Raw genomic sequence first — 24,919 nt, 5'->3', positions numbered from 1 at the left:
GGTCCCCGAAAGGCGTGGGGACAGCGGGACGGGAGACAATGCCCGGGTGTCAGGGACAGAGAAGAAGCGGGCGCCGGGGAGCAACCGGGCCCCCGCGAAACGATCCGTGGGACGGCCGCGCAGGCTCGACCCGGACGCGATGGTCGCCACCGCGCGCCGCATCATCGAGGAAGAGGGCGTGGACGCCCTGAGCATGCGGCGGGTGGCGAAGGAGCTCGGCTCCACACCGATGGCGCTCTACCACTACGTGCAGGACAAGGACGAGCTGCTGATGCTCACCCTGTCGGGCACCGCGGCCGCCTTCCCCCGCCCCGAGCTGCCCGAGGACCCGCGCGAGCGGCTGCTGGCCGTGGCCGTGCACATGCACGGCATCCTGGAGCGGATCCCGTGGGTGCTGGACATCCTGGCGCTGGGCGAGCTGACCGACAAGAACGCGCTGTGGATGGTCGAGGAGATCATCGACTCGGCGCTCGCCTGCGGCCTCTCCCCCGCCCAGGCGGTACGCGCGTACCGGACGATCTGGAGCTACGTCTACGGCGACCTGATATTCCGCCGGGCCGCCGAACGCCGCGCGCAGACCCCGCCGAGCAGGCGCTACTTCCCCGAGATGGTCACGGAACAGGACGCGGCGACGCTGCCCCGGCTCGCCGCGATCAAGGACGACTGGCGCGCGTACGCCGCCGACTACGACGTGGCGGACGAGCTCGACGCGATCATCCGGGGACTGATACCCCGGGACGCCGCTTCCGGCTGAGAGCCTGTCGGGTGGCCTTCGATCGGATAGCGGACGTGGTCTGGTGCGTGCGATTCCAAGGCGCCGGGATGTCCTCGGGTGGGGTCTCCCCTGCTCGTTGAGAGCTTGGGGAAGGAGCTACCAGGACATTTCGGCAACGCGGGAAGCGTGCGTGCCAGGGCGTGGCCGCCCGATCAGAGGTCACCCGACAGGCGCTGAGGGCAGGTCACCCGGTGGCGACCCCGGCGTCCCCCAGCGACTCGAAACGCCAGCGGTGCACCGGGCGGGCGATCAACTCGGCGTCCGGTTCCGGGAGTTCGGGCAGCTCGTCGCCGTACACCCCCTCCCACCAGGTGATGACCAGGACCCGGTCCTGCGGGGCGCGCAGCAGCTCGCGGCGGAGCGGCTCGCGGGCCAGCTCCGCCGAACGGGCCCGCGCCCACTCCAGCAGTTCGGCGCCCCGGCCGTCGGCGGCGCGGGCCTCCCACATCAGGGCGACGGTCATGAGTAGAGGTTGTCCTTGCTGATCTCGTGGACGTGGTCGTGGTCGTGGCTGTGCGCGTGGGCGCCCGGTACGTGGGTGTCGGTCACCGGCAGCGAGGAGTCCGCGGACAGCTCCAGGTCCGAGGCCGGCCGGTTCCGGGCGACCATCTCCGCGCCCAGCGCCGCGACCATCGCGCCGTTGTCCGTGCACAGTCCGGGGCGCGGCACCCGCAGCCGGATGCCGGCCCGTTCGCACCGCTCCTCGGCCAGCGCCCGCAGCCGCGAGTTGGCCGCGACCCCGCCGCCGATCATCAGGTGGTCGACGCCCTCGTCCTTGCAGGCCCGGACGGCCTTGCGGGTGAGCACGTCCACCACGGCCTCCTGGAAGGACGCAGCCACGTCCCGTACCGGCACCTCCTCGCCCGCCGCGCGCTTGGCCTCGATCCAGCGGGCCACCGAGGTCTTCAGGCCCGAGAAGGAGAAGTCGTAGGCGGGATCGCGCGAACCGGTGAGCCCGCGCGGGAACGCGATCGCGGCCGGGTCGCCCTCCTTCGCCAGCCGGTCGATGACCGGGCCGCCGGGGAAGCCCAGGTTCAGCACCCGGGCGATCTTGTCGAAGGCCTCGCCCGCCGCGTCGTCGATGGTCGCGCCGAGCGGCCGCACGTCATTGGTGATGTCCGGCGCGAGCAGCAGCGAGGAGTGGCCGCCGCTGACCAGCAGCGCCATCGTCGGCTCGGGCAGCGGGCCGTGCTCCAGCTGGTCCACGCAGATGTGCGAGGCGAGGTGGTTCACCCCGTAGAGCGGCTTGTTCAGCGCGTACGCGTACGCCTTCGCCGCCGACACGCCGACCAGCAGCGCGCCCGCGAGGCCGGGGCCCGCGGTGACGGAGATGCCGTCGAGGTCGCGGGCGCTGATCCCGGCGTCCTTCAGGGCACGCTCGATGGTGGGGACCATCGCCTCCAGGTGGGCGCGGGAGGCGATCTCCGGGACGACGCCGCCGAAGCGGGCGTGGGTGTCGACGCTGGACGCGACGGCGTCGGCGAGCAGGGTGGTGCCCCGGACGATGCCGACGCCGGTCTCGTCGCAGGAGGTCTCGATGCCGAGTACGAGCGGTTCGTCAGCCATCAGTCAGTCTCTGTTTCTTGTACGTGGAGGCGCATGACGAGTGCGTCGATGTTGCCCGGCTGGTAGTAGCCGCGGCGGAAGCCGATCGGTTCGAAGCCGAAGCGTTCGTACAGCTTCTGGGCCCGGGTGTTGTCGACGCGGACTTCGAGGAGCACCTCGGCGCACTCGAAGGCCGTGGCGTGCTTCAGCAGGTCGGTCAGGAGCACCGAGCCGAGGCCGCCGCCCCAGTGGTCGCGGGTGACCCCGATCGTCTGCACGTCGGCGAGGTCGCCGGCCGCGGCGAGGCCCGCGTAGCCGACGATCCGGCCGGTGGCGGGGTCCTCGGCGACGACGTAGCGGCGGGTGGCCCGGTGGCCCCGCGAGTGCGCCAGCTCGGACCAGAACATGCCGGCCGACCAGGCGTCGTCCGGGAACAGCTCGTGTTCGAGCTCCAGCACCGGATCGATGTCCCACCAGCGCATCTCGCGCAGTACGGCAGTCGTGGTCGTCACTTCGGGGTGACCACCTTGTAGTTCTTCGGCACCTGGGCGTCGGGCCTGCGGAGGTAGAGCGGCTGCGGCGGCAGCAGTTCCGCGCCCGCGGCGAGCCGCTCGGCGGCGAGGGCGGCCAGCGCTCCGGCACTGACGTGCTCGGGTCCCCGGGCGTCCGGGAACGCCTCCGGGTAGAGCACCGCGCCCGCGCCGACGACGGGCAGCCCGGCGAGCTGTCCGGCGATGTCGGCGGGCCGGTCGACGGCGGGCCCGGTGACCCGGGTGCGCGCGTCGTCGTATCTCGCCCAGTAGACCTCCTTGCGGCGGGCGTCCGTCGCGACGGCGAACGGCCCCTCCAGCCCGGCCGGCCCCGCGGCGTACGCGAGACCGTCCAGGGTGCACAGCCCGTGCACGGGCACACCGAGGGCGGAGCCGAAGGTCGCGGCGGTGACCAGCCCGACCCGGAGCCCGGTGTACGGGCCGGGGCCGACGCCGACGACCACGTCCGTCACGGCGTCGAGTTTCACCCCGGCCTCGGCGAGGACCCGGTCGACGGCGGGCAGCAGCAGCTCCCCGTGCCTTCGGGCGTCGACCTGACCGGACTCGGCGACGACGGAGGTCCCGTCGTGCAGGGCGACGGTGACGGCGGGGGTTGCGGTATCCACGGCGAGCAAGAGCACGCAAACAGCCTACGGCTCCGCCGACCGGGGCACGGCGCCCCGTACGGCGTCCCGGCCCGCCCGGCCCCGGCTGCTACCGTCACCGTGCACACGCGAGTACGACGTAAACGCTAAACGCTTGTACGACATACGGAAGCGAAAGGGGCGCGCACGGTGTCTAGGGGCAGCTCGGGAATCGTGGCCGGGCTCACTGCGGCGGCGCTGGTCGCCGTCGGCGTCCTGGCCTTCCAGGCGTCGGCGAACGTCCCCGACAACCTCGCGGCCCCGAAACCGAAGGCTTCCGCCACCGCCACCGAGCACGCGAAGCCGAAGGAGAAGTCGCGCCCGGCCGCGCTCCCCAAGGGTTCCGGCACCGGCAAGCGGGTCGTGTACGCCCTGGAGGACCGCCGCGTGTGGCTCGTCGACGCGGACGGCAAGGTGGCCCGCACCTTCGAGGTCATGCCGAGCGCGCTGAGCCCGCAGCCCGGGACCTACAGCGTGGGCACCCGCCAGGGCACCCCCACCAAGGGCTCGGACGGCGTGATGATCGAGCACGTGGTGCGGTTCGCAATGGTGGACGACGCGGCCGTCGGGTTCAGCGCGGCGGTGGACGGCTCGATGGAGAGCCCGGACCCGACGTTGAAGACGGGTGGCGTGCGGATGTCCCGGCCCGACGGGGACGCCATGTGGGACTTCGCGATGGTCAGCACGAAGGTGGTCGTCGTCCCGTAGCGGCCGGCGCCGCTCCGGACAGCCGCCCCCGCTCCGCACGCGCTATGCCGCGTCGCGCCGGGACGGCAGCTCCTCCGCCTCTTCCCCGGTCGGCTCGGCCGGCTCGACCGGTGGCGTGGACACCGCGGTGGCGGCGGCGCACGAGGCCAGCAGATCCTTCATCGACAGCGCGGACGGCTGCTGCGTCCGTGGCTGCGAGTCACGCTCGGGCGTCGGCATGGATGCCTCCTGGAGCTCTGGTGGAGGTCGTGGTTAGGCGAACCTAACCAGGTCTCCCGTCCATGTGACCACGAGCGCCGCTCTCCGCGCAACAATTTACCGACGGCTTGTCGGAAAGAATGCCGGACGGCCGGATTCACCCACGGAAGAGCGCCCGGACGGCCGACGACACGGTGACCGAGGAACCGTCCCGCGGGAGGACCCGCCCGCCCCGGCGGTTCAGTGGCCCATCGCCTCGCGCAGTCCCGCCCAGCGCGCGCCGATCCCGACCAGCGTCACCTCGCGCCGTTCGTCGTCCGTGTCGCCGACCGCGCGGTCGATCACCACCTGGAGCCGGTCCTCGGACAGCTCCTCGACCTTGCCGTCGCCCCACTCCACGACCACCACCGACTCCGGCAGCGACACGTCCAGGTCCAGGTCCTCCATCTCGTCGAGGCCGCCGCCCAGGCGGTACGCGTCGACGTGGACCAGTGCCGGGCCGCCGGTCAGCGACGGGTGGACGCGCGCGATCACGAAGGTGGGGGAGGTGACCGCGCCGCGCACGCCGAGGCCCTCGCCCAGGCCCCGGGTCAGCGTCGTCTTGCCGGCGCCGAGCTCTCCGGTGAGCATCACGAGGTCGCCCGGCCGCAGGATCCCGGCGATCCGGCGGCCGAGTGCCTGCATCCGTTCGGGGGACTCGATGGCCAGGCCCAGGGTGACGGTGGCGGACGCGGCGTCCTCGACGAGCTCAGTCGCCGGGCTGTTGTGCGGTGCTTCCATGTCCGCCAACGTTAGCCGTTGCCGGCACGGCTCCGACGCGCACCAGCAGGTCCGCCAGCCGGTCCGTGACCGTCTCGGGGTGCTCCAGCATCACCAGATGGCCGGCGTCCGGGACGATGACCAGCTCCGCGTCCGGGAGCTGGTCCGCGATGGTCTCGCTGTGCGAGCTGGGCGTCACCAGGTCCTTGTCGCCCGCCAGGATCAGCACCGGGACGTCGCGGAAGGCGGGCAGCGCGCCGCTCTTGTCGTGTTCGGTGAAGGCCGGGTAGAACTCGGCGACCACGTCGATCGGGGTGGACTCGATGAGCCGCTCGGCGAACCGCTCCACCGCCGGATCCACGTCCCGCGAACCGAACGAGTACCGCTTGATCAGCCCGGCGAAGAGGTCGGCGGTGGCCCGGCGGCCCCGTTCCACCAGCTCGGCCTGGGAGCCGAGCGCCCTGAGCACCCCGGGCAGCACCCGGCGCACCGCGTTCACGCCCGCGACCGGCAGCCCGAAATCGACCTCGCCCAGCTTCCCGCTCGATGTGCCGACGAGGGCGACGGCGGCGACCCGGTCCCGGAACAGCGCGGGGTACTGGTCGGCGAGGGCCATCATCGTCATGCCGCCCATCGAGTGCCCGACCAGCACCAGCCTGCCCTCGGGGGCCGCCGCGTCGATCACCGCCTTCAGGTCGCGGCCGAGCTGGTCGATGCCGACCGTCACGCCCTGCGCATGGGCCCGGCCCCGCTCGGAACGGCCGTGGCTGCGCTGGTCCCAGTGGACGGTGCGGACCAGGCCGCGCAGCGCCGCCCGCTGGAAGTGCCAGGAGTCCTGGTTGAGGCAGTAGCCGTGGCTGAAGACCACGGTGACGGGGGCGGGGGCCTTGCGGCCGAAGAGCCTGCGGCGGCGGGTGCCGGGGGCGGCGGCGCCTCCGCCGCCCGCGTCGGTGCCCGCGGCGCCGTCCGGTTCCACCTCGTCGACCTCGTAGTACAGCTCGGTGCCGTCGTCGGCCGCGGCCCGGCCGGGCAGGCCGCGCAGCGAGCCGTACGGTCCGGTCGCGTCCAGCGCCAGCCTGGCCCTTCTGCGCATGCCCCGGCCGACGGTGAGCCGCTCGACCGCGACACCGGCGGCGGCGCCCGCCGCGATCACGCCTATGGCGGCTCCGGCGATCCCCGCCCGGCGCCAGCCGACCGCCGTAGCAGCGGTCGTCACCGCGTCCCCCGCACCGATCTCGCTCACCGTGCCGCGCTCCTCGTCGGTCGTATCCGTCAGGTCAGGGCCGGTCTGTTCCGGTCGTGATCCGATCGTGCCTGGTCAGCGGCGCCTGATCGGTCAGGACTCGGCCGGGGTGGCATGCAGATGCACGCGCGGTACGCGGGTGCCGATCCGGGTGACGATCTCGTACGCGATCGTGTCGGCGGCCTGCGCCCAGTCCTCGGCGCTCGGCTCGCCCCGGTCCCCCGGGCCGAAGAGCACCGCCTCGCTGCCGACCTCGACCTCGTCCCCGTGGAGGTCGACGACGAACTGGTCCATGGCCACCCGGCCGGCGATCCGCCGGATGACACCGCCGACCAGGACCGGGGCGCGGCCGGAGGCGTGGCGCGGGATGCCGTCCGCGTAGCCGACCGGCACCAGGCCCAGGGTGGTCCCGGCACTGGTCGTGTAGTGGTGGCCGTAGCTGATCCCGTGCCCGGCCGGCACCCGCTTGACCAGGGCGACCGAGGCGATGAGCGTCATGACGGGGCGCAGCCCGAAGTCGGCCGGGGTGCCCAGCTCGGGGCTGGGCGAGATGCCGTACATCGCGATCCCGGTCCGGACCAGGTCGAAGTGGGCCTCGGGGATCGTCAGCGTCGCCGGGGAGTTGGCCATGTGGCGCACCTCGGGGTCGACGCCCTCCTTCTCCGCGTACGCCACCATGTCGCGGAAGGCGGTCAGCTGGGCGGCGATGGAGGGGTGGCCCGGCTCGTCGGCGCAGGCGAAGTGGGACCACAGGCCGGTGATCCGTACCGTGCCCGCGTCCTCGGCGGCGCGGGCCGCGGCGACGAGCTCCGGCCAGTCGGCGGGCTGGCAGCCGTTGCGCCCGAGGCCGGTGTCGGCCTTGAGCTGGATCCGGGCCGGGACGCCCGCCCCGGTGGCCGCGGCGACGACCTCGCGCAGCGCCCACATCCCGCTCACCGACACGTCGATGTCGGCCTCGATCGCCTCGCGCCAGGGGCCGCCCGGAGTCCACAGCCAGCACATCACCCGGCCGCCGAGTCCGGCTGCCCGCAGGGCGAGCGCCTCCTGCGGGGTCGCGGTGCCCAGCCAGGTCGCCCCGGCCTCCAGCGCGGCGCGGGCGCAGGGCACCGCCCCGTGCCCGTACGCGTCGGACTTGACGACGGCCATGAGCTGCGCGCCCGACGCCCGTGCGCGCAGCACCCGCACGTTGGCGCGCAATGCGGCGAGGTCGATCTCGGCACGGGCTCTCAAGGACGCTGTCTCGTTCATCGCGCCCAGTCTCTCAGAGGCGCCCGGCAGGGCCCTCGGGCGGCGGGTCGCCCCAGGGTCCTCAGGGCCGGCGCAGCTCGTGTTCCAGGTGGTCGACGATGACCGGGACATGGCTGTGGGGTACGTCCTTGACCGCCGTGACCAGTGTCACCGGGCCGCCCTCCTCGACGAGTTCGACCAGCTCCCGGACGGCCGCCGTGTGGACGGGGTCGGTCAGTTCGGTGCGGTAGCGGTCGACGAACTCGTCGTAGCGGGTCCCGGTGCGGTCCTCGTGGTACCAGGCGCGCAGCTCGTTCGACGGGGTGATGTCCTTGAGCCACTTGTCGATCGCGGCCTTCTCCTTGGACTCGCCGCGCGGCCAGAGCCGGTCGACGAGGACGCGGGTGCCGTCGGTGTCCTCCTTCGGCTCGTACACCCGGCGTACGCGTACCTCGCTGCTGCCCACGGTCGGCCCTCCTGTCGGCTGCGGTCGGTGTCTGCTGGGCCCAGGATCACTCAGGCCCGTACGTCCCGCCACGCTGCGGGGATCGCCTCGGCGACGTCCTGCGCGGCGACGGGCGAGCCGTCGGAGGCGTGGCGGGCGGCGAGTCCGTGCAGATGGGCGCCGGCCGACGCGGCGTCGCGCGGGGCGAGGCCCGCGGCGAGCAGGGAGCCGGTCAGGCCGGACAGGACGTCGCCGCTGCCCGCCGTGGCCAGCCAGGAGGTGCCGGTCGGATTGACCCGTACGGGAGTGGCCGGGTCGTCGGTGGCGACCAGGGTCGTCGAGCCCTTGAGCAGGACCGTGGCGCGGTAGCGGGCGGCCAGCTCCCGTACGGCGGCGAGCCGCCCCGCCTCGACCTCCTCGCGCGGGACGCCCAGCAGGGCCGCGGCCTCACCGGCGTGCGGGGTGAGGACGGTCGGCGCGGTGCGTTCCCGTACGGCACCGGCGTCCAGCAGCCGCAGCCCGTCCGCGTCCACCAGCACCGCGACCTCCGTCGCGAGCACGTCCCGGACCGCCTCGGCGGCCTCGGCTCCGTCCCCGAGTCCGGGCCCGACGACCCATGCCTGCACCCGCCCCGCCTTCGACGGCGGTCCCGCGTGGACCAGCGTCTCCGGGTGGCGGGCGATCACCGCGCCGGCCCCCGGACCGACGTACCGCACGGCCCCCGCGCCGCCCCGCAGCGCCCCGGAGACGGCCAGCACCGCCGCGCCCGGGTAGCGCGCGGACCCGGCGACGACGCCGACGACCCCGCGCCGGTACTTGTCGCTCTCGGCGCCGGGGACCGGCAGCAGGGCCGCGACGTCCGCGTACTGGAGCACCTCCAGCTCGGGCACCTCGGGCAGTTCGGGCCCGAGCCCGATGTCGACGAGGTGCAGCGCGCCGGCCCGTTCGGCGGCCGGGTCGACGAGCAGGCCCGGCTTGTACGTGCCGAAGGTGACCGTCGCGTCGGCGCGCACCGCCTCGCCGAGCACCTCGCCGGTGTCGGCCTCGACCCCGCTGGGCAGGTCGACGGCGATCAGGGGCGCGCCGGTCGCCGTGAAGGCCCGCACCAGTGCGGCGGCGTCCGGGCGCAGCCCGCCCCGGCCGCCGATGCCGGTGATCCCGTCCACCACGAGGTCGATGCGGCCGCCCCAGGCGTCGGCGCCGTCCGCCCCCGCCACGCCGTCCGCGAGCCGCCCACCGGCCGCGAGCAGTGCCGCGAGACCGCCCTCGTGGGCGCGGCCGGGCGCGGTCAGCACGGCGCGCACGCCGGCGCCGCGCCGGGCGAGCCGGGCGCCCGCGTACAGCGCGTCGCCGCCGTTGTCGCCGCTGCCGACGAGGAGGACGACCCGGGACCCGTACACCCGGCCGCGCCGCCGCAGCACATCGGCGCAGGCCGCCGCGAGTCCGGCGGCGGCGCGCTGCATCAGCGCGCCCTCGGGGAGCTTGGCCATCAGGGCCCGTTCGGCGGCCCGTACGGTCTGAACGCTGTAGGCGGTACGCATGTGCTCAACCCTCCGCGATCACCACGGCCGACGCCACCCCCGCGTCATGGCTGAGGGACACGTGCCAGTGCCGTACGCCCAGCTCGGCGGCGCGGGCGGCGACGGTGCCGCGGACCCGCAGCCGGGGCTGCCCGCTGTCCTCGACCCACACCTCGGCGTCCGTCCAGAGCAGTCCGCCGGGTGCGCCGAGCGCCTTCGCGAGGGCCTCCTTCGCGGCGAACCTGGCGGCGAGCGAGGCGATCCCCCGCCGCTCACCGCTGGGCAGCAGCAACTCCCGTTCCACGAAGAGCCGTTCGGCCATCTGCGGCGTACGCTCCAGCGCCGCGTCGAACCGTTCGATCTCGGCCACGTCGATCCCGACCCCGATGATCACGCGCGTTCCCTCATCCCTCGCTACTCCACGGTCACGGACTTCGCCAGATTGCGCGGCTGGTCCACGTCGTTGCCGCGGGCCGTGGCCAGTTCGCAGGCGAAGACCTGGAGCGGCACGGCCGACACCAGCGGCTGGAGCAGCGTAGGCGTAATGGGGATGCGGATCAGATGGTCGGCGTACGGGACGACCGCCTCGTCGCCCTCCTCGGCGATGACGACGGTGCGGGCGCCGCGGGCCCGGATCTCCTGGATGTTCGACACGATCTTGTCGTGCAGCACGGACCGGCCGCGCGGCGACGGCACCACCACGACGACCGGGAGGCCGTCCTCGATGAGCGCGATCGGGCCGTGCTTGAGCTCACCGGCGGCGAACCCCTCGGCGTGCATGTACGCGAGCTCCTTGAGCTTCAGCGCGCCTTCCAGGGCCACGGGGTAGCCGACATGGCGGCCCAGGAAGAGCACGGTGTCGTGCCCGGCCAGCGAGCGGGCGAGCTCGCGCACCGGCTCCATGGTCTCCAGGACCTGTTCGACGGCGCCGGAGATCGCGGAGAGCTGGCGGATGACGGTGCGGATCTCGTCGCCCCACTTGGTCCCCCGGAGCTGTCCGAGGTACAGGGCGACGAGGTAGCAGGCGACCAGCTGGGTGAGGAAGGCCTTGGTGGAGGCGACGGCGACCTCGGGCCCGGCGTGCGTGTAGAGCACGGCGTCGGACTCCCGGGGGATGGTGGAGCCGTTGGTGTTGCAGATGGCGAGGACCTTGGCGCCCTGTTCGCGGGCGTGCCGCAGGGCCATCAGGGTGTCCATCGTCTCGCCGGACTGCGAGATCGCGACGACCAGGGTGCGGTGGTCGAGGATCGGGTCGCGGTAGCGGAACTCGCTGGCCAGCTCGGTCTCGCAGGGGATGCGGGTCCAGTGCTCGATGGCGTACTTGGCGATCATCCCGGAGTGGAACGCGGTGCCGCAGGCCACGATGACGACCTTGTCGACCTCCCGCAGCTCGTGCGGCGGGATGCGGACCTCGTCGAGGTGGAGCGAGCCGGCGGCGTCGATCCGGCCGAGGAGGGTGTCGGCGACGGCCTTGGGCTGTTCGGCGATCTCCTTGAGCATGAAGTAGTCGTGGCCGCCCTTCTCGGCGGCGGAGACGTCCCAGTCCACGTGGTACTCGCGGACCTCGGCGGGCCGCCCGTCGAAGTCGGTGACGGTGACGCCGTCCCGGCGCAGCTCGACCACCTGGTCCTGGCCCAGTTCGATCGCGGAGCGGGTGTGCGCGATGAACGCGGCGACGTCGGAGGCCAGGAACGACTCCCCGTCCCCCACCCCCACCACGAGCGGTGAGTTGCGCCGGGCGCCGACCACCGTGCCGGGCGCGTCCGCGTGCACGGCGACGAGGGTGAAGGCGCCCTCCAGCCGGCGGCAGACCTGCCGCATCGCCTCCGCCGGGTCGGCGCAGGAGGAGAACGCCTCGGCGAGCAGATGGGCGACGACCTCGGTGTCGGTCTCGGAGGCCAGGTCGTGGCCGCGCTCGGCGAGTTCGGCGCGCAGGGCGGCGAAGTTCTCGATGATCCCGTTGTGCACGACGGCGACCCGGCCCGCGTTGTCCAGGTGCGGGTGGGCGTTGGCGTCGGTGGGGGCGCCGTGGGTGGCCCAGCGGGTGTGCCCGATGCCGGTGTTCCCGGCCGGGAGGGGCGCCTCGGCCAGCGCCTTCTCCAGATTGACGAGTTTGCCGGCCCGCTTCGTCGCGGCCAGGCCGCCGTCCGCGAGGACGGCGATGCCCGCCGAGTCGTAGCCCCGGTACTCAAGACGCCTGAGCCCGGCGACGACGACGTCCTGCGCCGACTGCCCACCGACGTAACCAACGATTCCGCACATACCGTTCCCTTCGTGGTCACTCCCCCCTCTTCTTCGCATCGTCGCAGAAGCCGAACGGGGCGGCGGGGAGGACGGCACGGCGTGCGCGGCGGTCTCCCCGCATACCCTGTGAACCTTTCCGGCCCCTGCGGGGAACAAGGGGTGACACGCCCACCCGACGAGCCCCCAGGAGCCGATGTGACCGGACCGCCGGCCAGCCCCGACGACGATGCCGAGGTCATCGCGCAGTCGCTGGAGGAACCCGAGATCTTCGCCGGGCTCTACGACCGTCACGCACCGGACATCCACCGCTATGCCGCCCGCCGCCTCGGGGAGGGCGCGGCGGACGACATCACGGCGGACACCTTCCTCGTCGCCTTCCGCTCCCGGCGCCGCTTCGACGGTTCCCGGCGCAGCGCCCGTCCCTGGCTGTACGGCATCGCGGCGAACCTCATCGGCAAGCACCGGCGCAGCGAGGAGCGGGGACTGCGGGCCCTGGCCCGTACCGGGCAGGACCCGGTGGCCGCGTCCTGGAGCGAGCGCTGCGACGACCGGATCGCCGCCCAGGCACCGCTGGCGGCGGCGCTGGCCGCGCTCTCGCCCGGCGACCGCCACGTCCTGCTGCTCGTCGCCTGGGCCGACCTCGGTTACCAGGAAGTCGCCGACGCGCTGGGCATCCCGCTCGGCACCGTACGGTCCCGGCTCAACCGCGCCCGCCGCACAGTCCGCGAGGCCCTCGGCACGGACCCCTCGTTCACGCCCGACGCCATGGAGCTGAATCCGTCATGGACGAAATGACCCGGCTGCGCGAACTCCGCGCGGACGCGCCCGTTCCCGACCGTGCCGCCCTCGCCCCGGGCCGGCAGCGGCTCACCGAGGCCGCGGCCTCGGGCCGCCGCGTCCGCCGCCTGCGGGCCGACTGGCGGATCGCCGCGGCCGGCGCGGCCGCGGCGATCACCGTGGCGGCGGTGCTGGGCACCCAGCTCGGGGACGCCGCCGCGCCCAGCCGCTCCGGGCCCGCGTCGACCGCCAAAGCCCTGCGGCTGGACAGCGCGGCCGAGGTACTGAACCGGGCCGCCGAAGCGCTGGAGAAGCAGCCCGCCGTGCCGGAGCCCCGCGACGACCAGTGGATCTACACCAGAACGGCGCAGGTGGCCTCGCAGGGCGGCCCGAACGGCTCGTCCGTCGGCCCCGTCACCTTCGACCCCGACAGCTGGGTCCCGTACGACAACTCCGCCGCCGCCGAGAACGGCAAGGACGACGACTACCGCACCGCCCGCCAGGTCTACCGGGCCGCCGAGAAGCTGCCCGAGGACCCGGCGCGGCTACTGGCAGAGGTCCGCACCTTCTACCCGACCGGCAGCACGGCCGACAGCCCGCCCGAGAGCAAGGCACAGCACAGCTTCCGCGCGATCGGGCTGATGGCCGAGGCGTACCCGGTCCCCCCGGCCGCCCTCGCCCGGATCTACCGCGCCATGGCCACCATCCCCGGCGTCCGCGTCACCGGCCACCTGGTGAAGGACGCGGCCGGGCGCGAGGCCATCGCCATCACCCGGAAGGAGGACGGCAGCCACGAGCGGCGGGAGATCCTGCTCGACCCGCACGACTTCGGCTACGTCGGAATGCGCTTCGTGGTCGCCGAGGACTACACGTACGAGCTCGTCGGCGGCAAGACCAAGGGCCCGACGATCAAGCTCAAGGCAGGGCAGATCCTGACCAGCGAAGCCCGGGTCGAGGCCGCCGTCGTCGACGCGAAGGGCGAGAAGCCCTGACGTCACCGGGCCGGTGTCCGCCACAGGGGTGCGGACACCGGCCCGGAGGCCCGCCGCTCGTGCTGCCCCGCAGCCGGCAGGACGAGGACGGCGGCGGTCCCCCTGTCTTCTCCCCTACGTGACCGAGCCCACCCTCCACCGCGGCGGAACTCCCGCAACAATGAACCCGTGATCACTTCGCCGCCACGGAGCACCCAGCGACGCGCCGAGCACGCGGCGACGCCGTACGTCGACCTGTCCCGCGCCGAGTGGAGCGCCCTGCGCGACAAGACACCGCTGCCGCTGACCGCCGACGAGGTGGAGCGGCTGCGCGGGCTCGGGGACGTCATCGACCTCGACGAGGTGCGCGACGTCTACCTGCCGCTCTCCCGGCTCCTCAACCTCTACGTCCAGGCCACCTCGGGACTGCGCGGCGCCCTGAACACCTTCCTCGGGGACGCGGGCAACGGCCACGGCGCACAGCGCGGCACCCCGTTCGTCATAGGCGTCGCAGGCAGTGTCGCGGTCGGCAAGTCCACCACCGCGCGCATCCTCCAGGCGCTGCTGGCCCGCTGGCCCGAGCACCCGCGCGTCGAGCTGGTGACCACGGACGGGTTCCTGCTGCCGATGAAGGAGCTCCGGGCCCGCGGGCTGATGTCGCGCAAGGGGTTCCCCGAGTCGTACGACCGGCGCGCCCTGACCCGGTTCGTCGCCGACATCAAGGCCGGCAAGGACGAGGTGACGGCGCCCGTCTACTCGCACCTGATCTACGACATCGTGCCGGACGAACGGCTCACCGTACGCCGTCCCGACATCCTGATGGTCGAGGGGCTGAACGTGCTCCAGCCCGCGATGCCCGGCAAGGACGGCCGCACCAGGGTCGGTCTCGCCGACTACTTCGACTTCAGCGTGTACGTGGACGCGCGCACCGAGGACATCGAGAGCTGGTACCTCAACCGGTTCCGGAAGCTGCGGGAGACGGCGTTCCAGAACCCCTTCTCGTACTTCCGCCAGTACACCCAGGTCTCCGAGGAGGAGGCCATGGAGTACGCGGCGACGATGTGGCGGACCATCAACAAGCCCAATCTGGTGGAGAACGTCGCGCCCACCCGGGGCCGTGCCACCCTGGTGCTCCGCAAGGGCCCGGACCACAAGGTCCAGCGGCTGTCCCTGCGCAAGCTCTGATCCTCCGAACCTCCGATCCTCCTGGGAGTGGCCGCGTGCTGCATCTGCGCCTGATCGTCCCCGCCGACCGCACGGACGAGGTGGTGCACCTGGTGGAGAGCACCCTCGGTACGACACACCTCGTCGTGATGACCGGGGCCGCCCGCAACCCGGCGGGCGACCTGGTCCTGTGCGACGTGGCCCGTGAGGCGGGCGACGAGCTGATCTCCGCGCTGCGCCGGCTCGGTATCGACAAGTCCGGTTCGATCACCGTCGAGAACATGGATCTGACGCTCTCCGCCCACGCCGACAAGGCCGAGGAGGACGCGCCGGGCGAGGGCGCGGACGCGGTGCTGTGGGAGGAGCTGACGGAGGCGACCCACGAGGAGTCGACGTTCAGCGTCACGTACGTGGCGTTCCTCACCGTCGCGACGATGCTCGCGGCCTGCGGTGTGATGCTCGACAACGCGATCCTGATCGTGGGCGCGATGGCGGTCGGTCCGGAGTTCGGTCCGCTGGCCGGGATCTCCACGGCCCTGGTGCAGCGTGCTCCGCGACTGGCGCTGCGTTCGCTGTACGCGCTGATCGGCGGTTTCGCCGTCGCGATGGTGCTGACGGCCGGGTTCGCCTGGCTGATGGACGCCTTCGGGCTGTTCACCCGCTCGATGATCGAGGCCGACCGCCCCAACACGGCGTTCATCTGGAAGCCCGACGCGATGTCCTTCGTGGTGGCCTTCCTGGCCGGGATCGCGGGGACGCTCTCGCTCACCTCGGCGAAGTCGGGCGCGCTGATCGGCGTCGCGATCTCGGTGACGACCGTGCCGGCCGCGGCCAACGCGGCGGTGGCGTTCAGTTACAGCGACTACAGCCAGATGTGGGGCTCCACGGCCCAGCTGCTGGCGAACCTGGGCGGGATCGTGGTCGCGGGGACGCTGACCCTGCTGGTCCAGAAGGCGCTGTGGGCGGTACACCGCCGCCGGACGGGCCTGGTCACGCGCCCGTCCGGCGAATAGGGCGCCGGGGCCACCGGCTACCCGAGCGCGGACTTCACCACATCGGCCAGCCGCTCGGCGACCGCCCGTGCCTGCTCGATGTCGGCCGCCTCGACCATGACCCGCACCAGCGGCTCGGTGCCCGACTGGCGCAGCAGCACGCGGCCGGTGGAGCCCAGCTCGGCCTCGGCCTCGGCCACGGCGGCGGCGATCTCCGGGGAGGTCCCGACCCGGGACTTGTCGACGTCCCGGACGTTGATCAGCAGCTGCGGCAGCCGCTGCATGACCCCGGCCAGATCGGCGAGCGTACGGCCGGTGGCGGCGACCCGGGCCGCCAGCAGCAGGCCGGTCAGCGTGCCGTCGCCGGTCGTGGCGTGGTCCAGGACGATGACGTGGCCGGACTGCTCGCCGCCCAGCGCGTAGCCCTCGGCCTTCATCGACTCCAGTACGTAGCGGTCGCCGACGGCGGTCTGGACGAGCTGGATGCCCTCCCGCTCCATCGCGATCTTGAAGCCGAGGTTGGACATGACGGTGCCGACCACGGTGTCCTTGCGCAGCTGCCCGGCCTCGCGCATGGCGAGGGCGAGGACGGCCAGGATCTGGTCGCCGTCGACCTCCTCGCCGGTGGAGTCCACGGCCAGGCAGCGGTCGGCGTCGCCGTCGTGCGCGATGCCGAAGTCGGCGCCGTGCTCGACGACGGCGGCCTTCAGCGGCTCCAGATGGGTGGAGCCGCAGCCGTCGTTGATGTTCAGGCCGTTCGGGTCCGCACCGATCGTGATCACCTCGGCGCCGGCCCGCGCGAAGGCCTCGGGCGAGACCCGGGCGGCCGCGCCGTGCGCCTCGTCGAGCACGATCTTCAGCCCGTCGAGCCGGTTCGGCAGGACCGCGACGAGGTGTGCCACGTAACGGTCGAAGCCCTCCGCGTACTCGGTGACGCGTCCCACCCCGGCACCGGTCGGACGCTCCCACGGCTCACCGGTGCGGTGCTGCTGGTAGATCGACTCGATCCGGTCCTCCAGCTCGTCGGAGAGCTTGTGACCGCCGCGCGCGATGAACTTGACACCGTTGTCCGGCATCGAGTTGTGGCTCGCGGAGAGCATCACACCGAGGTCGGCGCCCAGCGCACCGGTGAGATACGCCACCGCCGGGGTGGGCAGCACACCGACGCGCAGGACGTCCACGCCGGCGCTGGCGAGACCTGCCACGACGGCGGCCTCCAGGAACTCTCCGGACGCGCGCGGGTCACGGCCCACCACGGCTGTCGGCCGGGTCCCGTCGAGGGTGCTCCCCTCGGCGAGAACATGCGCCGCAGCGACCGAGAGTCCGAGCGCCAGCTCGGCCGTCAGATCCGCATTGGCGACACCGCGCACACCGTCCGTGCCGAAGAGTCGTCCCACTGGTGTCCTCCGAAGATGCTCCGAAACCGCAAAACCAAATCAACCAAATCAAAGCAACGCAACAAGCCTATGAACGCCTTATGCCGTTATACGCCCGAGGGTGCCGATAAACGAACGCCCCGGCAGCACGAGGTGTGCCGCCGGGGCGAACGTGTACAGCAGATGAGCAGGCGGATTAGCGCTTGCTGTACTGCGGGGCCTTACGGGCCTTCTTGAGACCGGCCTTCTTGCGCTCGACCGCACGGTCGTCGCGGGAGAGGAAGCCGGCCTTCTTCAGCGGGGCGCGGTTGTTGTCCACGTCCGCCTCGTTCAGCGCACGGGCCACGCCGAGACGCAGGGCGCCGGCCTGACCCGAGACGCCGCCACCCGAGATGCGGGCGATGACGTCGTAGCGGTTGTCGAGCTCAAGCACCTTGAAGGGCTCGTTGACTTCCTGCTGGTGCACCTTGTTGGGGAAGTAGTCCTCAAGGGTGCGACCGTTGATCTTCCACTTGCCGGTGCCCGGAACGATCCGGACGCGGGCGATGGCGTTCTTCCGACGGCCCAGGCCGGCGGCGGGCTGCGGGTCGCCGAAGCGGGACGCCAGCGACTCGCTGGTGTACTCGCCCTCGACGGGAACCTCGGACTCGAAGGTGGTCACCTCGGCGAAGACCTCTTCGCCCTCGGTGCCCTCGATGGGGTTCTCAACAGTGGTCTCGGCCACGATTCTCCTCAGATCTTTCTTTTGGTCTTAGGGGGAGGCCGGAACTACTGCGCGACCTGGGTGATCTCGAACGGGACCGGCTGCTGAGCAGCGTGCGGGTGCTGGTCGCCCGCGTAGACCTTGAGCTTCGAGAGCATCTGACGGCCCAGGCTGTTCTTGGGGATCATGCCCTTGATGGCCTTCTCGACGGCCTTCTCGGGGCTCTTGGCGAGCAGCTCGTCGTAACGGACGGAGCGCAGACCACCCGGGAACCCGGAGTGGCGGTACGCCATCTTCTGGGTCTTCTTGTTGCCGGAGAGGTGAACCTTCTCGGCGTTGATGATGATGACGAAGTCGCCCATGTCCATGTGGGGGGCGTAGATCGCCTTGTGCTTGCCGCGGAGGAGGTTCGCAGCCGTGGTGGCCAGACGGCCCAGGACGATGTCCTGCGCGTCAATGATGTGCCACTGGCGCGTCACATCGCCGGGCTTGGGGCTGTACGTACGCACTTCGTAGCCTTCGCTTCTTCAGTGGATGGGGTCCAGACACATGGCACCTCTGAAGCGATCATGCAGCTGGGGCTCACAATGCCGGGGACGCTGCCCGTATGCGAGCCACTGGTAACTGCTCCAGAGAACCTACGTAAGGGCCCAACGCGTGAGAACGACGAAGCCAATACGCATAACAATCACCGAGACTACCCGCCCCGCCCCGGACGGGTCAAAACGCGTGGCCCTCGGGCCGGCGGCTCCACGGTCCCCCGCGGGGGACCGTGGAGCGACCGCGTCACCGGGCCCGTTCCACCCGCCGCTCGTCCCACACCGGCTCCGCCGTCTCGCGTACGACGCCGTCCGAGCCGAACACCAGGTAGCGGTCGAAGGACTTCGCGAACCAGCGGTCGTGGGTGACGGCCAGGACCGTTCCCTCGTACGCCTCAAGACCGTCCTGGAGGGCCTCGGCCGACTCCAGGTCCAGGTTGTCCGTCGGCTCGTCGAGGAGCAGCGCGGTCGTGCCGGCCAGTTCCAGGAGGAGGATCTGGAACCGTGCCTGCTGGCCGCCGGACAGCTTCTCGAAGGGCTGGTCGCCCTGGCGTTCCAGCTCGTAGCGGCGCAGCACGGACATCGCCCCGCCGCGGTCCTTGGCGTGCTCGGTCCACAGGATCTCGACGAGCGTCTTGCCCAGCAGCTCCGGATGGGCGTGGGTCTGCGCGAAGTGACCCGGCACGACCCGGGCCCCGAGCTTCCACTCCCCGGTGTGCGCGACCTGCTCGCCCGCGAGGAGCCGCAGGAAGTGCGACTTGCCCGATCCGTTCGAGCCGAGGACGGCGACCCGCTCCCCGTAGAAGATCTCCAGGTCGAACGGCTTCATCAGCCCGGACAGCTCAAGGTTCTTGCAGGTCACCGCGCGTACCCCGGTCCGCCCGCCGCGCAGCCGCATCTTGATGTCCTGCTCGCGCGGCGGCTCCGGCGGCGGGCCCGCGTCCTCGAACTTCTTGAAGCGGGTCTGCATCGCCCGGTAGCGGGACGCCATGTCGGGGCTGATCGCCGCCTGCTGCCGCAGCCGATGGACCAGCGCCTTCAGCCGGGCGTGCTCCTCCTCCCAGCGCCGCAGCAGCTCCTCGAACCGGGCGAACCGGTCCTTGCGGGCCTGGTGGTACGTGTCGAAGCCGGCGCCGTGCACCCACACGTCGCTGCCCGCCGGGCTCGGCTCCACACTGACGATCTTCTCGGCGGCCCTGGACAGCAGCTCGCGGTCGTGCGAGACGAACAGGACCGTCTTGCGGGTCTCCTTGAGCCGGTCCTCCAGCCACCGCTTGCCGGGCACGTCGAGATAGTTGTCCGGCTCGTCGAGCAGCAGCACCTCGTCGGGCCCCCGCAGCAGCGCCTCAAGCACCAGGCGCTTCTGCTCGCCCCCGGAGAGCGTGCGCACCTCGCGCCACTGCGCCTTCTCGTACGGGACGCCGAGCGCGGCCATGGTGCACATGTCCCAGACGGTCTCGGCCTCGTACCCCCTGGCCTCCGCCCAGTCGCTCAGGGCCTGCGCGTACTTCATCTGCGCGGCCTCGTCGTCGACGGTGAGGATCAGCTCCTCGGCCTTGTCGACCGCCAGGGCCGCCTCCCTGATGCGCGGCTGGGACACGGAGACGAGCAGGTCCCGGACCGTGCGTTCGTCCCGCACCGAGCCCACGAACTGCTGCATCACCCCGAGCCCGCCGCTCACCGAGACCGAGCCGCCGTGCGGCTGGAGCTCCCCGGCCAGCAGCCTGAGCAGCGTCGTCTTGCCGGCCCCGTTGGCCCCCACGAGGGCGACCACGGCGCCGTCCGCCACCCGGAACGAAGCATCGCCGAGCAGCACCCGCCCGTCCGGTAGGTAGTACTCCAGGTGGCCCGCTTCAAGATGTCCCATGCACAGCATTGTCACGGCCCGCGAAGCCCTGGCCCAACCGGTTTACCTCTCCTCTAGGATCGCGGCATGAGCTTTGGGCAAGGGGGGCCCTCCTGGGGGCCCGGGGGCACACAGACTCCGGACTGGGCAGCGCTGGCCGACGAGTCCGCCGCGCGGGGCCGGCGCAAGAAGTGGCTGCTGATCGGCGGCGGCGTGCTCGCCACCGCCGCGATCGGCGCGATCGTGGCCACCGCGGTCATCTCGACCAACAAGAACAACAGCCCCACCGGCTCCGGCAAGAACGCGAGCGAGCTGCCCGCGCCGAGCGACCTGCCGCACGAGAGTGCCGAGCCGGAGCCGTCCTTCTCCTCGGTGGCGCCGCTTCCCCCGCCGAACCCGAAGGACTACATCTCCGACGCCAAGAAGGACCGGGCGCCGATCACCGTCGACGCGTTCTTCCCCGGCAAGAAGCTGACGATGGGCGACCGCGTCTACGTCAAGGGCGCGACGCAGCAGACGAAGAACTGCGCCGCGACCACGAAGGGCGCACTCGGCTCGATCCTCGTGAACAACGGCTGCGACCAGGTCGTCCGGGCCACGTACAGCAAGGACGGCGTCGCCGTCACCGTCGGGCTCGCGGTCTTCCGGACGGAGGCCCAGGCCAAGAAGGCGGCCCAGCAGGCGAGCGGCAGCATCGCCACGCTGAGCGGCGCGGGCGTGCCGGCCTTCTGCCCGCCGGGATCGGTCTGCCGCCGTACCGCCAACTCCTACGGCCGTTACGCCTACTTCGCCATCAGCGGGTTCACCAACGGCAAGAGCGTCACCACGGCCGACAAGAAGGTCTACACCACCGGTGACGACCTGACGAACTTCACGTTCCGTCAGATCCACCACCGCGGCGAGGTCCAGGCCTCGGCCGCCGCCACCGCCCAGACCGGCTGACCCCGCCCTCGCTCCTCGCTCCGGGGAACGGCCTCAGCAGCACCCGCTCCCGGGAAGCGTCCGCACATTGCGCGCTTCCCGGGCCCGGACGGCCAGCAACTCGTCGGCCGGGTAGGCCACTTCCTCCAGCGTCAGCCCGTGCGGCCGCACCACGTGCACGCCGGGATCCCGGACCCGGGCCGCGAGCACCTGCGCGGGCCACTCCGGCCCGCGGCGTCCGTCCCCGACGAACAGCGCGGCACCGATCAGCGCGCGGACCATGTTGTGGCAGAACGCGTCGGCCTGCACGGTCGCCGTCAGGATCCCGCTCGCCTCGTCCCGGACCCAACTCAGCTTCTGCAACGTGCGGATGGTGGTCGCGCCGTCGCGCTTCTTGCAGTACGCGGCGAAGTCGTGCTCGCCGGTCATCAGGGCGGCCGCCTCGTTCATCGCGGCCAGGTCCAACGGCCGGTCGTGCCACAGCACATGACCGCGCAACAGCGGATCCACCCCGCCGGGCCGGTCACAGACCCGGTAGGCGTAACGACGCCACAGCGCCGAGAACCGCGCGTTGAACCCTTCGGAGGCCGGCGCGATCCGCCAGATCCGGACGTCCGGAGCCATCCGCCCGGCCATCCGCCGCAGCAGCTTGTCGCCGTGCTCCGCCCACACCTCGTCCGGCAGGTCGACGTGCGCGACCTGCCCCCGCGCGTGCACCCCGGCATCGGTGCGGCCGGCGACGGTCAGATCGTACGTCCGCGAGGACCGCGTCACGGTCCGCAGCGCGTCCTCGATCTCGCCCTGGACGGTCCGCCGGGAGGTCTGCTTCGCCCAGCCCGAGAAGTCCTTGCCGTCGTACGCCAGGTCGAGGCGCACCCGGACGAAGCCGGGCTCCACTTCGTCACTCACCCATGGGTCCTTTCCTGCGCGTGCACGCAGATGCATACGGAACGGGCCCGCACCGCCCCGAAGGGTGATGCGGGCCCGTCCAGTGGTCTCAGAACGCTCAGGCGTCCTTGGACTCGGCGTCGTCGGCCGGCTTGGCGTCCTCGACGGTCTCGGCCGGAGCCTCGTCCTTCTTGAGGGCGTCTTCCTTGACCGCGCGCTTCGTGGCGGCCTCGGCCTCACCGGTGGCCTGCTGGGCCACGGTCAGCGCCTCGACCAGCTCGATGACGGCCATCGGGGCGTTGTCGCCACGACGGTTGCCGATCTTGGTGATGCGGGTGTAACCACCGGGGCGGTTCTCGTACCGCGGGGCGATCTCGGTGAAGAGCGTGTGGACGACGCCCTTGTCCGTGATCGACTGCAGCACCAGGCGACGGTTGTGGATGTCGCCCTTCTTCGCCTTGGTGATGAAACGCTCGGCGACCGGACGCAGGCGACGGGCCTTGGCCTCGGTCGTGGTGATGCGGCCGTGCTCGAACAGCGACTTCGCGAGGTTGTTGAGAAGCAGCTTCTCGTGCGCGGCGCTGCCGCCCAGACGGGCACCCTTGGCGGGCTTCGGCATGGTGTTTCTCCTTGTGTGCTGCACCGGCCGTATCAGGTACCGGTGTCAGTTCCCGGGCGGCGGACGCCACCCGGAAGTTCAAGAGCCGACAGGCGGATCAAGCCCGTCGAGGGGGTCCCCCCATGCCCTTAAGGCTATGGGGGAGATTGAGGACAAAGCCTCACCCCGGCCCGGGGCACCCGGAAACCCAGGCGCCCCGGCCGGAGGCGGATCAGTACTGCTCGGTCTCCACGAAACCGGCGTCCGCGTCGTCGTCGGCGCCGAAGGCGTCGGCGGCGGCGGTCGGGTCGAAGCCGGGAGGCGAGTCCTTCAGCGCGAGGCCCATACCGGCCAGCTTCGCCTTGACCTCGTCGATCGACTTCGCACCGAAGTTGCGGATGTCGAGCAGGTCGGCCTCGGAACGGGCCACGAGCTCACCCACGGAGTGGATGCCCTCGCGCTTGAGGCAGTTGTACGAACGGACCGTGAGCTCCAGCTCCTCGATCGGCAGCGCCAGATCGGCGGCGAGCGCGGCGTCCGTCGGGGACGGGCCCATGTCGATGCCCTCGGCGTCGATGTTGAGCTCGCGCGCCAGGCCGAACAGCTCGACCAGGGTCTTGCCGGCCGAAGCCATGGCGTCACGCGGACGCATGGCCTGCTTGGTCTCGACGTCGACGATCAGCTTGTCGAAGTCGGTGCGCTGCTCGACACGGGTCGCCTCGACCTTGTACGTGACCTTGAGCACCGGCGAGTAGATGGAGTCGACCGGGATACGGCCGATCTCCTGGCCCACCTGCTTGTTCTGGACGGCGGAGACGTAGCCGCGACCGCGCTCGACGGTCAGCTCCATCTCCAGCTTGCCCTTGCCGTTGAGCGTGGCCAGGACCAGGTCCGGGTTGTGGACCTCGACACCGGCCGGCGGGGCGATGTCGGCAGCGGTGACCAGGCCGGGACCCTGCTTGCGCAGGTACATCACGACCGGCTCGTCGTGCTCCGAGGAGACGACCAGCTGCTTGATGTTGAGGATGAGGTCGGTGACGTCCTCCTTGACGCCCGGCACGGTGGTGAACTCGTGCAGGACACCGTCGATCCGGATGCTGGTGACAGCGGCACCGGGGATCGAGGAGAGGAGCGTACGGCGAAGAGAGTTGCCGAGGGTGTAACCGAAGCCCGGCTCCAGCGGCTCGATGACGAACCGGGAGCGGAACTCGTCAACGACCTCTTCGGTCAGCGACGGACGCTGAGCGATAAGCATGTTGCGTTCCTTCAGTCGTGGGCGCCCACTATTTGACGCCCCCAGATACTGACAAGGGTACGGGCGGCACGACCCCGAAGGGGCCGTACCGCCCGGACCCACGGGCTACTGCCTGGAGCAGAGCCCGAAAAAAATCAGACGCGGCGACGCTTGGGCGGGCGGCATCCGTTGTGCGGAGTGGGGGTGACGTCCTGGATCGAGCCGACCTCCAGGCCGGTGGCCTGGAGCGAACGGATCGCGGTCTCGCGGCCGGAGCCCGGACCCTTGACGAAGACGTCAACCTTGCGCATGCCGTGCTCCTGCGCGCGGCGGGCGGCCGACTCGGCGGCCATCTGCGCGGCGAAGGGGGTGGACTTGCGCGAGCCCTTGAAGCCGACGTGGCCGGCGGAGGCCCAGGAGATCACGTTGCCCGAGGGGTCCGTGATCGAGACGATGGTGTTGTTGAACGTGCTCTTGATGTGCGCGTGGCCGTGAGCGACGTTCTTCTTTTCCTTGCGACGCACCTTCTTGGCTGCGCCCTGACGACCCTTGGGGGGCATGTCTTGACTCCAGATGGAGAGGGGAGGTGATCGGTCCTACAGCGAAGACCGCTGGTTGCTGCGGATGACCGGTGGCCCGGACGCCCGCAGTGCGTCCGCTGAGGACTACTTCTTGCCCGGCTTCTTCTTACCGGCGATCGCGCGACGCGGGCCCTTGCGGGTACGAGCGTTCGTGCTGGTGCGCTGGCCGTGGACCGGCAGGCCGCGGCGGTGACGCAGACCCTGGTAGCAGCCGATCTCGACCTTGCGGCGGATGTCGGCCTGGATCTCGCGACGGAGGTCACCCTCGGTGCGGAGGTTGGCGTCCACGTACTCGCGGATCTTGACCAGGTCCTCTTCGGCCAGGTCACGAACGCGGGTGTTGGGGTTCACGCCGGTGGTGGCGAGAATCTCCTTGGACCGGGTGCGCCCGATACCGAAGACGTAGGTGAGGGCAACCTCCACGCGCTTTTCGCGCGGGATGTCAACACCTGAAACGCGTGCCATTCAATGGCTCCAGTTGTTAATTCGGG

The 24,919-nt window shown here is 71.6% G+C and carries 28 protein-coding genes; 7 read left to right on the top strand and 21 right to left on the bottom strand.

The features are described from left to right. The first annotated feature begins 46 nt into the window (after positions 1-46). Positions 47-754 carry a TetR/AcrR family transcriptional regulator gene (locus tag ACFYY1_RS07210; RefSeq protein ID WP_388581966.1) on the top strand — a complete coding sequence of 236 codons (708 nt, stop codon included), beginning with the start codon at positions 47-49 and terminating at the stop codon, positions 752-754. A 205-nt stretch (positions 755-959) separates the two neighbouring features. Here the strand turns inward: ACFYY1_RS07210 and ACFYY1_RS07205 are convergent, their stop codons facing one another. Genes ACFYY1_RS07205 through tsaB form a run of 4 tightly spaced genes read right to left on the bottom strand, consistent with a single transcriptional unit; the run spans position 960 to position 3,491 of the window. Next, positions 960-1,238, bottom strand: a complete 279-nt coding sequence (locus tag ACFYY1_RS07205) for a hypothetical protein (RefSeq protein ID WP_388581964.1) — start codon at positions 1,236-1,238, stop codon at positions 960-962. Further along, the gene (gene tsaD, locus ACFYY1_RS07200; protein WP_388581962.1) at positions 1,235-2,341 is read right to left on the bottom strand and encodes a tRNA (adenosine(37)-N6)-threonylcarbamoyltransferase complex transferase subunit TsaD; all 1,107 of its coding nucleotides are present in this window, start codon (positions 2,339-2,341) and stop codon (positions 1,235-1,237) included. The genes ACFYY1_RS07205 and tsaD overlap by 4 nt, the downstream gene beginning before the upstream one ends. Beyond that, on the bottom strand, positions 2,341-2,832 hold the full coding sequence (gene rimI / locus ACFYY1_RS07195; RefSeq protein ID WP_388581959.1) for a ribosomal protein S18-alanine N-acetyltransferase: 492 nt from the start codon (positions 2,830-2,832) through the stop codon (positions 2,341-2,343). Before rimI ends, tsaD begins: the two co-directional genes overlap by 1 nt. Then, positions 2,829-3,491 carry a tRNA (adenosine(37)-N6)-threonylcarbamoyltransferase complex dimerization subunit type 1 TsaB gene (tsaB, locus tag ACFYY1_RS07190; RefSeq protein ID WP_388581957.1) on the bottom strand — a complete coding sequence of 221 codons (663 nt, stop codon included), beginning with the start codon at positions 3,489-3,491 and terminating at the stop codon, positions 2,829-2,831. The genes rimI and tsaB overlap by 4 nt, the downstream gene beginning before the upstream one ends. Before the next feature lie 153 nt (positions 3,492-3,644). Here tsaB and ACFYY1_RS07185 point away from each other — a divergent pair, with 153 nt between their 5' ends. Next, complete coding sequence (locus ACFYY1_RS07185) at positions 3,645-4,202, top strand: L,D-transpeptidase (RefSeq protein WP_388581954.1); 558 nt, start codon at positions 3,645-3,647, stop codon at positions 4,200-4,202. 42 nt (positions 4,203-4,244) lie between these two features. Here ACFYY1_RS07185 and ACFYY1_RS07180 read toward each other — a convergent pair whose 3' ends face one another. The 8 genes from ACFYY1_RS07180 to glmS form a co-directional block, all read right to left on the bottom strand. Then, a complete protein-coding gene (locus ACFYY1_RS07180) occupies positions 4,245-4,421 on the bottom strand; it encodes a hypothetical protein (RefSeq protein WP_388581951.1) in 177 nt (58 codons plus the stop codon). Between the two features lie 219 nt (positions 4,422-4,640). Further along, positions 4,641-5,180 (bottom strand): tRNA (adenosine(37)-N6)-threonylcarbamoyltransferase complex ATPase subunit type 1 TsaE, encoded by a 540-nt coding sequence (gene tsaE / locus ACFYY1_RS07175; RefSeq protein WP_388581949.1) that lies wholly within the window; start codon positions 5,178-5,180, stop codon positions 4,641-4,643. Beyond that, positions 5,149-6,402, bottom strand: a complete 1,254-nt coding sequence (locus tag ACFYY1_RS07170) for an alpha/beta fold hydrolase (protein WP_388581946.1) — start codon at positions 6,400-6,402, stop codon at positions 5,149-5,151. Before ACFYY1_RS07170 ends, tsaE begins: the two co-directional genes overlap by 32 nt. A 93-nt stretch (positions 6,403-6,495) precedes the next feature. Then, positions 6,496-7,650, bottom strand: a complete 1,155-nt coding sequence (gene alr / locus ACFYY1_RS07165) for an alanine racemase (protein WP_388581943.1) — start codon at positions 7,648-7,650, stop codon at positions 6,496-6,498. 61 nt (positions 7,651-7,711) lie between these two features. Further along, positions 7,712-8,095 (bottom strand): DUF488 domain-containing protein, encoded by a 384-nt coding sequence (locus ACFYY1_RS07160; RefSeq protein WP_388581940.1) that lies wholly within the window; start codon positions 8,093-8,095, stop codon positions 7,712-7,714. A 50-nt stretch (positions 8,096-8,145) separates the two neighbouring features. After that, complete coding sequence (locus ACFYY1_RS07155) at positions 8,146-9,615, bottom strand: NAD(P)H-hydrate dehydratase (protein ID WP_388581937.1); 1,470 nt, start codon at positions 9,613-9,615, stop codon at positions 8,146-8,148. Between the two features lie 4 nt (positions 9,616-9,619). After that, complete coding sequence (locus ACFYY1_RS07150; protein ID WP_266730350.1) at positions 9,620-9,988, bottom strand: holo-ACP synthase; 369 nt, start codon at positions 9,986-9,988, stop codon at positions 9,620-9,622. Positions 9,989-10,008: 20 nt separating this feature from the next. Further along, positions 10,009-11,856: a glutamine--fructose-6-phosphate transaminase (isomerizing) gene (gene glmS / locus ACFYY1_RS07145; protein ID WP_388581934.1), complete on the bottom strand. Its 1,848-nt coding sequence runs from the start codon at positions 11,854-11,856 to the stop codon at positions 10,009-10,011. A 177-nt stretch (positions 11,857-12,033) separates the two neighbouring features. On the opposite strand from glmS, the gene ACFYY1_RS07140 reads away from it, so the two are divergent. From ACFYY1_RS07140 to ACFYY1_RS07125, 4 genes are all read left to right on the top strand, one after another. Further along, the gene (locus tag ACFYY1_RS07140) at positions 12,034-12,633 is read left to right on the top strand and encodes an RNA polymerase sigma factor (RefSeq protein ID WP_388581932.1); all 600 of its coding nucleotides are present in this window, start codon (positions 12,034-12,036) and stop codon (positions 12,631-12,633) included. After that, positions 12,621-13,607, top strand: coding sequence for a CU044_5270 family protein (locus tag ACFYY1_RS07135; RefSeq protein ID WP_388581930.1), 987 nt, complete (start codon positions 12,621-12,623; stop codon positions 13,605-13,607). Before ACFYY1_RS07140 ends, ACFYY1_RS07135 begins: the two co-directional genes overlap by 13 nt. 168 nt (positions 13,608-13,775) lie before the next feature. Continuing rightward, complete coding sequence (gene coaA, locus ACFYY1_RS07130) at positions 13,776-14,771, top strand: type I pantothenate kinase (protein WP_388581928.1); 996 nt, start codon at positions 13,776-13,778, stop codon at positions 14,769-14,771. A gap of 35 nt (positions 14,772-14,806) precedes the next feature. After that, on the top strand, positions 14,807-15,763 hold the full coding sequence (locus ACFYY1_RS07125) for a DUF389 domain-containing protein (protein WP_388581925.1): 957 nt from the start codon (positions 14,807-14,809) through the stop codon (positions 15,761-15,763). A gap of 17 nt (positions 15,764-15,780) precedes the next feature. Here ACFYY1_RS07125 and glmM read toward each other — a convergent pair whose 3' ends face one another. From glmM to ACFYY1_RS07105, 4 genes are all read right to left on the bottom strand, one after another. After that, complete coding sequence (gene glmM / locus ACFYY1_RS07120; protein ID WP_388581922.1) at positions 15,781-17,139, bottom strand: phosphoglucosamine mutase; 1,359 nt, start codon at positions 17,137-17,139, stop codon at positions 15,781-15,783. 175 nt (positions 17,140-17,314) lie between these two features. Beyond that, positions 17,315-17,842 (bottom strand): 30S ribosomal protein S9, encoded by a 528-nt coding sequence (rpsI, locus tag ACFYY1_RS07115; protein ID WP_030979658.1) that lies wholly within the window; start codon positions 17,840-17,842, stop codon positions 17,315-17,317. Between the two features lie 44 nt (positions 17,843-17,886). Further along, positions 17,887-18,330, bottom strand: coding sequence for a 50S ribosomal protein L13 (rplM, locus tag ACFYY1_RS07110; RefSeq protein WP_072486702.1), 444 nt, complete (start codon positions 18,328-18,330; stop codon positions 17,887-17,889). A 277-nt stretch (positions 18,331-18,607) separates the two neighbouring features. Continuing rightward, positions 18,608-20,236 carry an ABC-F family ATP-binding cassette domain-containing protein gene (locus ACFYY1_RS07105; protein ID WP_376635743.1) on the bottom strand — a complete coding sequence of 543 codons (1,629 nt, stop codon included), beginning with the start codon at positions 20,234-20,236 and terminating at the stop codon, positions 18,608-18,610. 57 nt (positions 20,237-20,293) lie between these two features. On the opposite strand from ACFYY1_RS07105, the gene ACFYY1_RS07100 reads away from it, so the two are divergent. Next, complete coding sequence (locus ACFYY1_RS07100; protein ID WP_388581918.1) at positions 20,294-21,148, top strand: hypothetical protein; 855 nt, start codon at positions 20,294-20,296, stop codon at positions 21,146-21,148. A gap of 33 nt (positions 21,149-21,181) precedes the next feature. On the opposite strand, the gene truA is transcribed toward ACFYY1_RS07100, so the two are convergent. The 5 genes from truA to rpsM form a co-directional block, all read right to left on the bottom strand. Next, positions 21,182-22,036 carry a tRNA pseudouridine(38-40) synthase TruA gene (gene truA / locus ACFYY1_RS07095; protein WP_388581915.1) on the bottom strand — a complete coding sequence of 285 codons (855 nt, stop codon included), beginning with the start codon at positions 22,034-22,036 and terminating at the stop codon, positions 21,182-21,184. Between the two features lie 97 nt (positions 22,037-22,133). Then, positions 22,134-22,634, bottom strand: a complete 501-nt coding sequence (gene rplQ / locus ACFYY1_RS07090; protein WP_383763928.1) for a 50S ribosomal protein L17 — start codon at positions 22,632-22,634, stop codon at positions 22,134-22,136. Between the two features lie 211 nt (positions 22,635-22,845). Beyond that, positions 22,846-23,868: a DNA-directed RNA polymerase subunit alpha gene (locus ACFYY1_RS07085; RefSeq protein ID WP_003966937.1), complete on the bottom strand. Its 1,023-nt coding sequence runs from the start codon at positions 23,866-23,868 to the stop codon at positions 22,846-22,848. A 134-nt stretch (positions 23,869-24,002) separates the two neighbouring features. Further along, complete coding sequence (gene rpsK, locus ACFYY1_RS07080; RefSeq protein ID WP_003956432.1) at positions 24,003-24,407, bottom strand: 30S ribosomal protein S11; 405 nt, start codon at positions 24,405-24,407, stop codon at positions 24,003-24,005. Between the two features lie 105 nt (positions 24,408-24,512). Beyond that, positions 24,513-24,893, bottom strand: a complete 381-nt coding sequence (rpsM, locus tag ACFYY1_RS07075) for a 30S ribosomal protein S13 (protein WP_018519286.1) — start codon at positions 24,891-24,893, stop codon at positions 24,513-24,515. Between the last annotated feature and the right edge of the window lie 26 nt (positions 24,894-24,919).

The sequence above is a fragment of the Streptomyces sp. NPDC001890 genome (genome assembly GCF_042891445.1).
Classification (GTDB): Bacteria; Actinomycetota; Actinomycetes; order Streptomycetales; family Streptomycetaceae; genus Streptomyces.
Note: the sequence above shows the minus strand (reverse complement) of the source record. Positions and strands in the feature narration are given on the sequence as shown.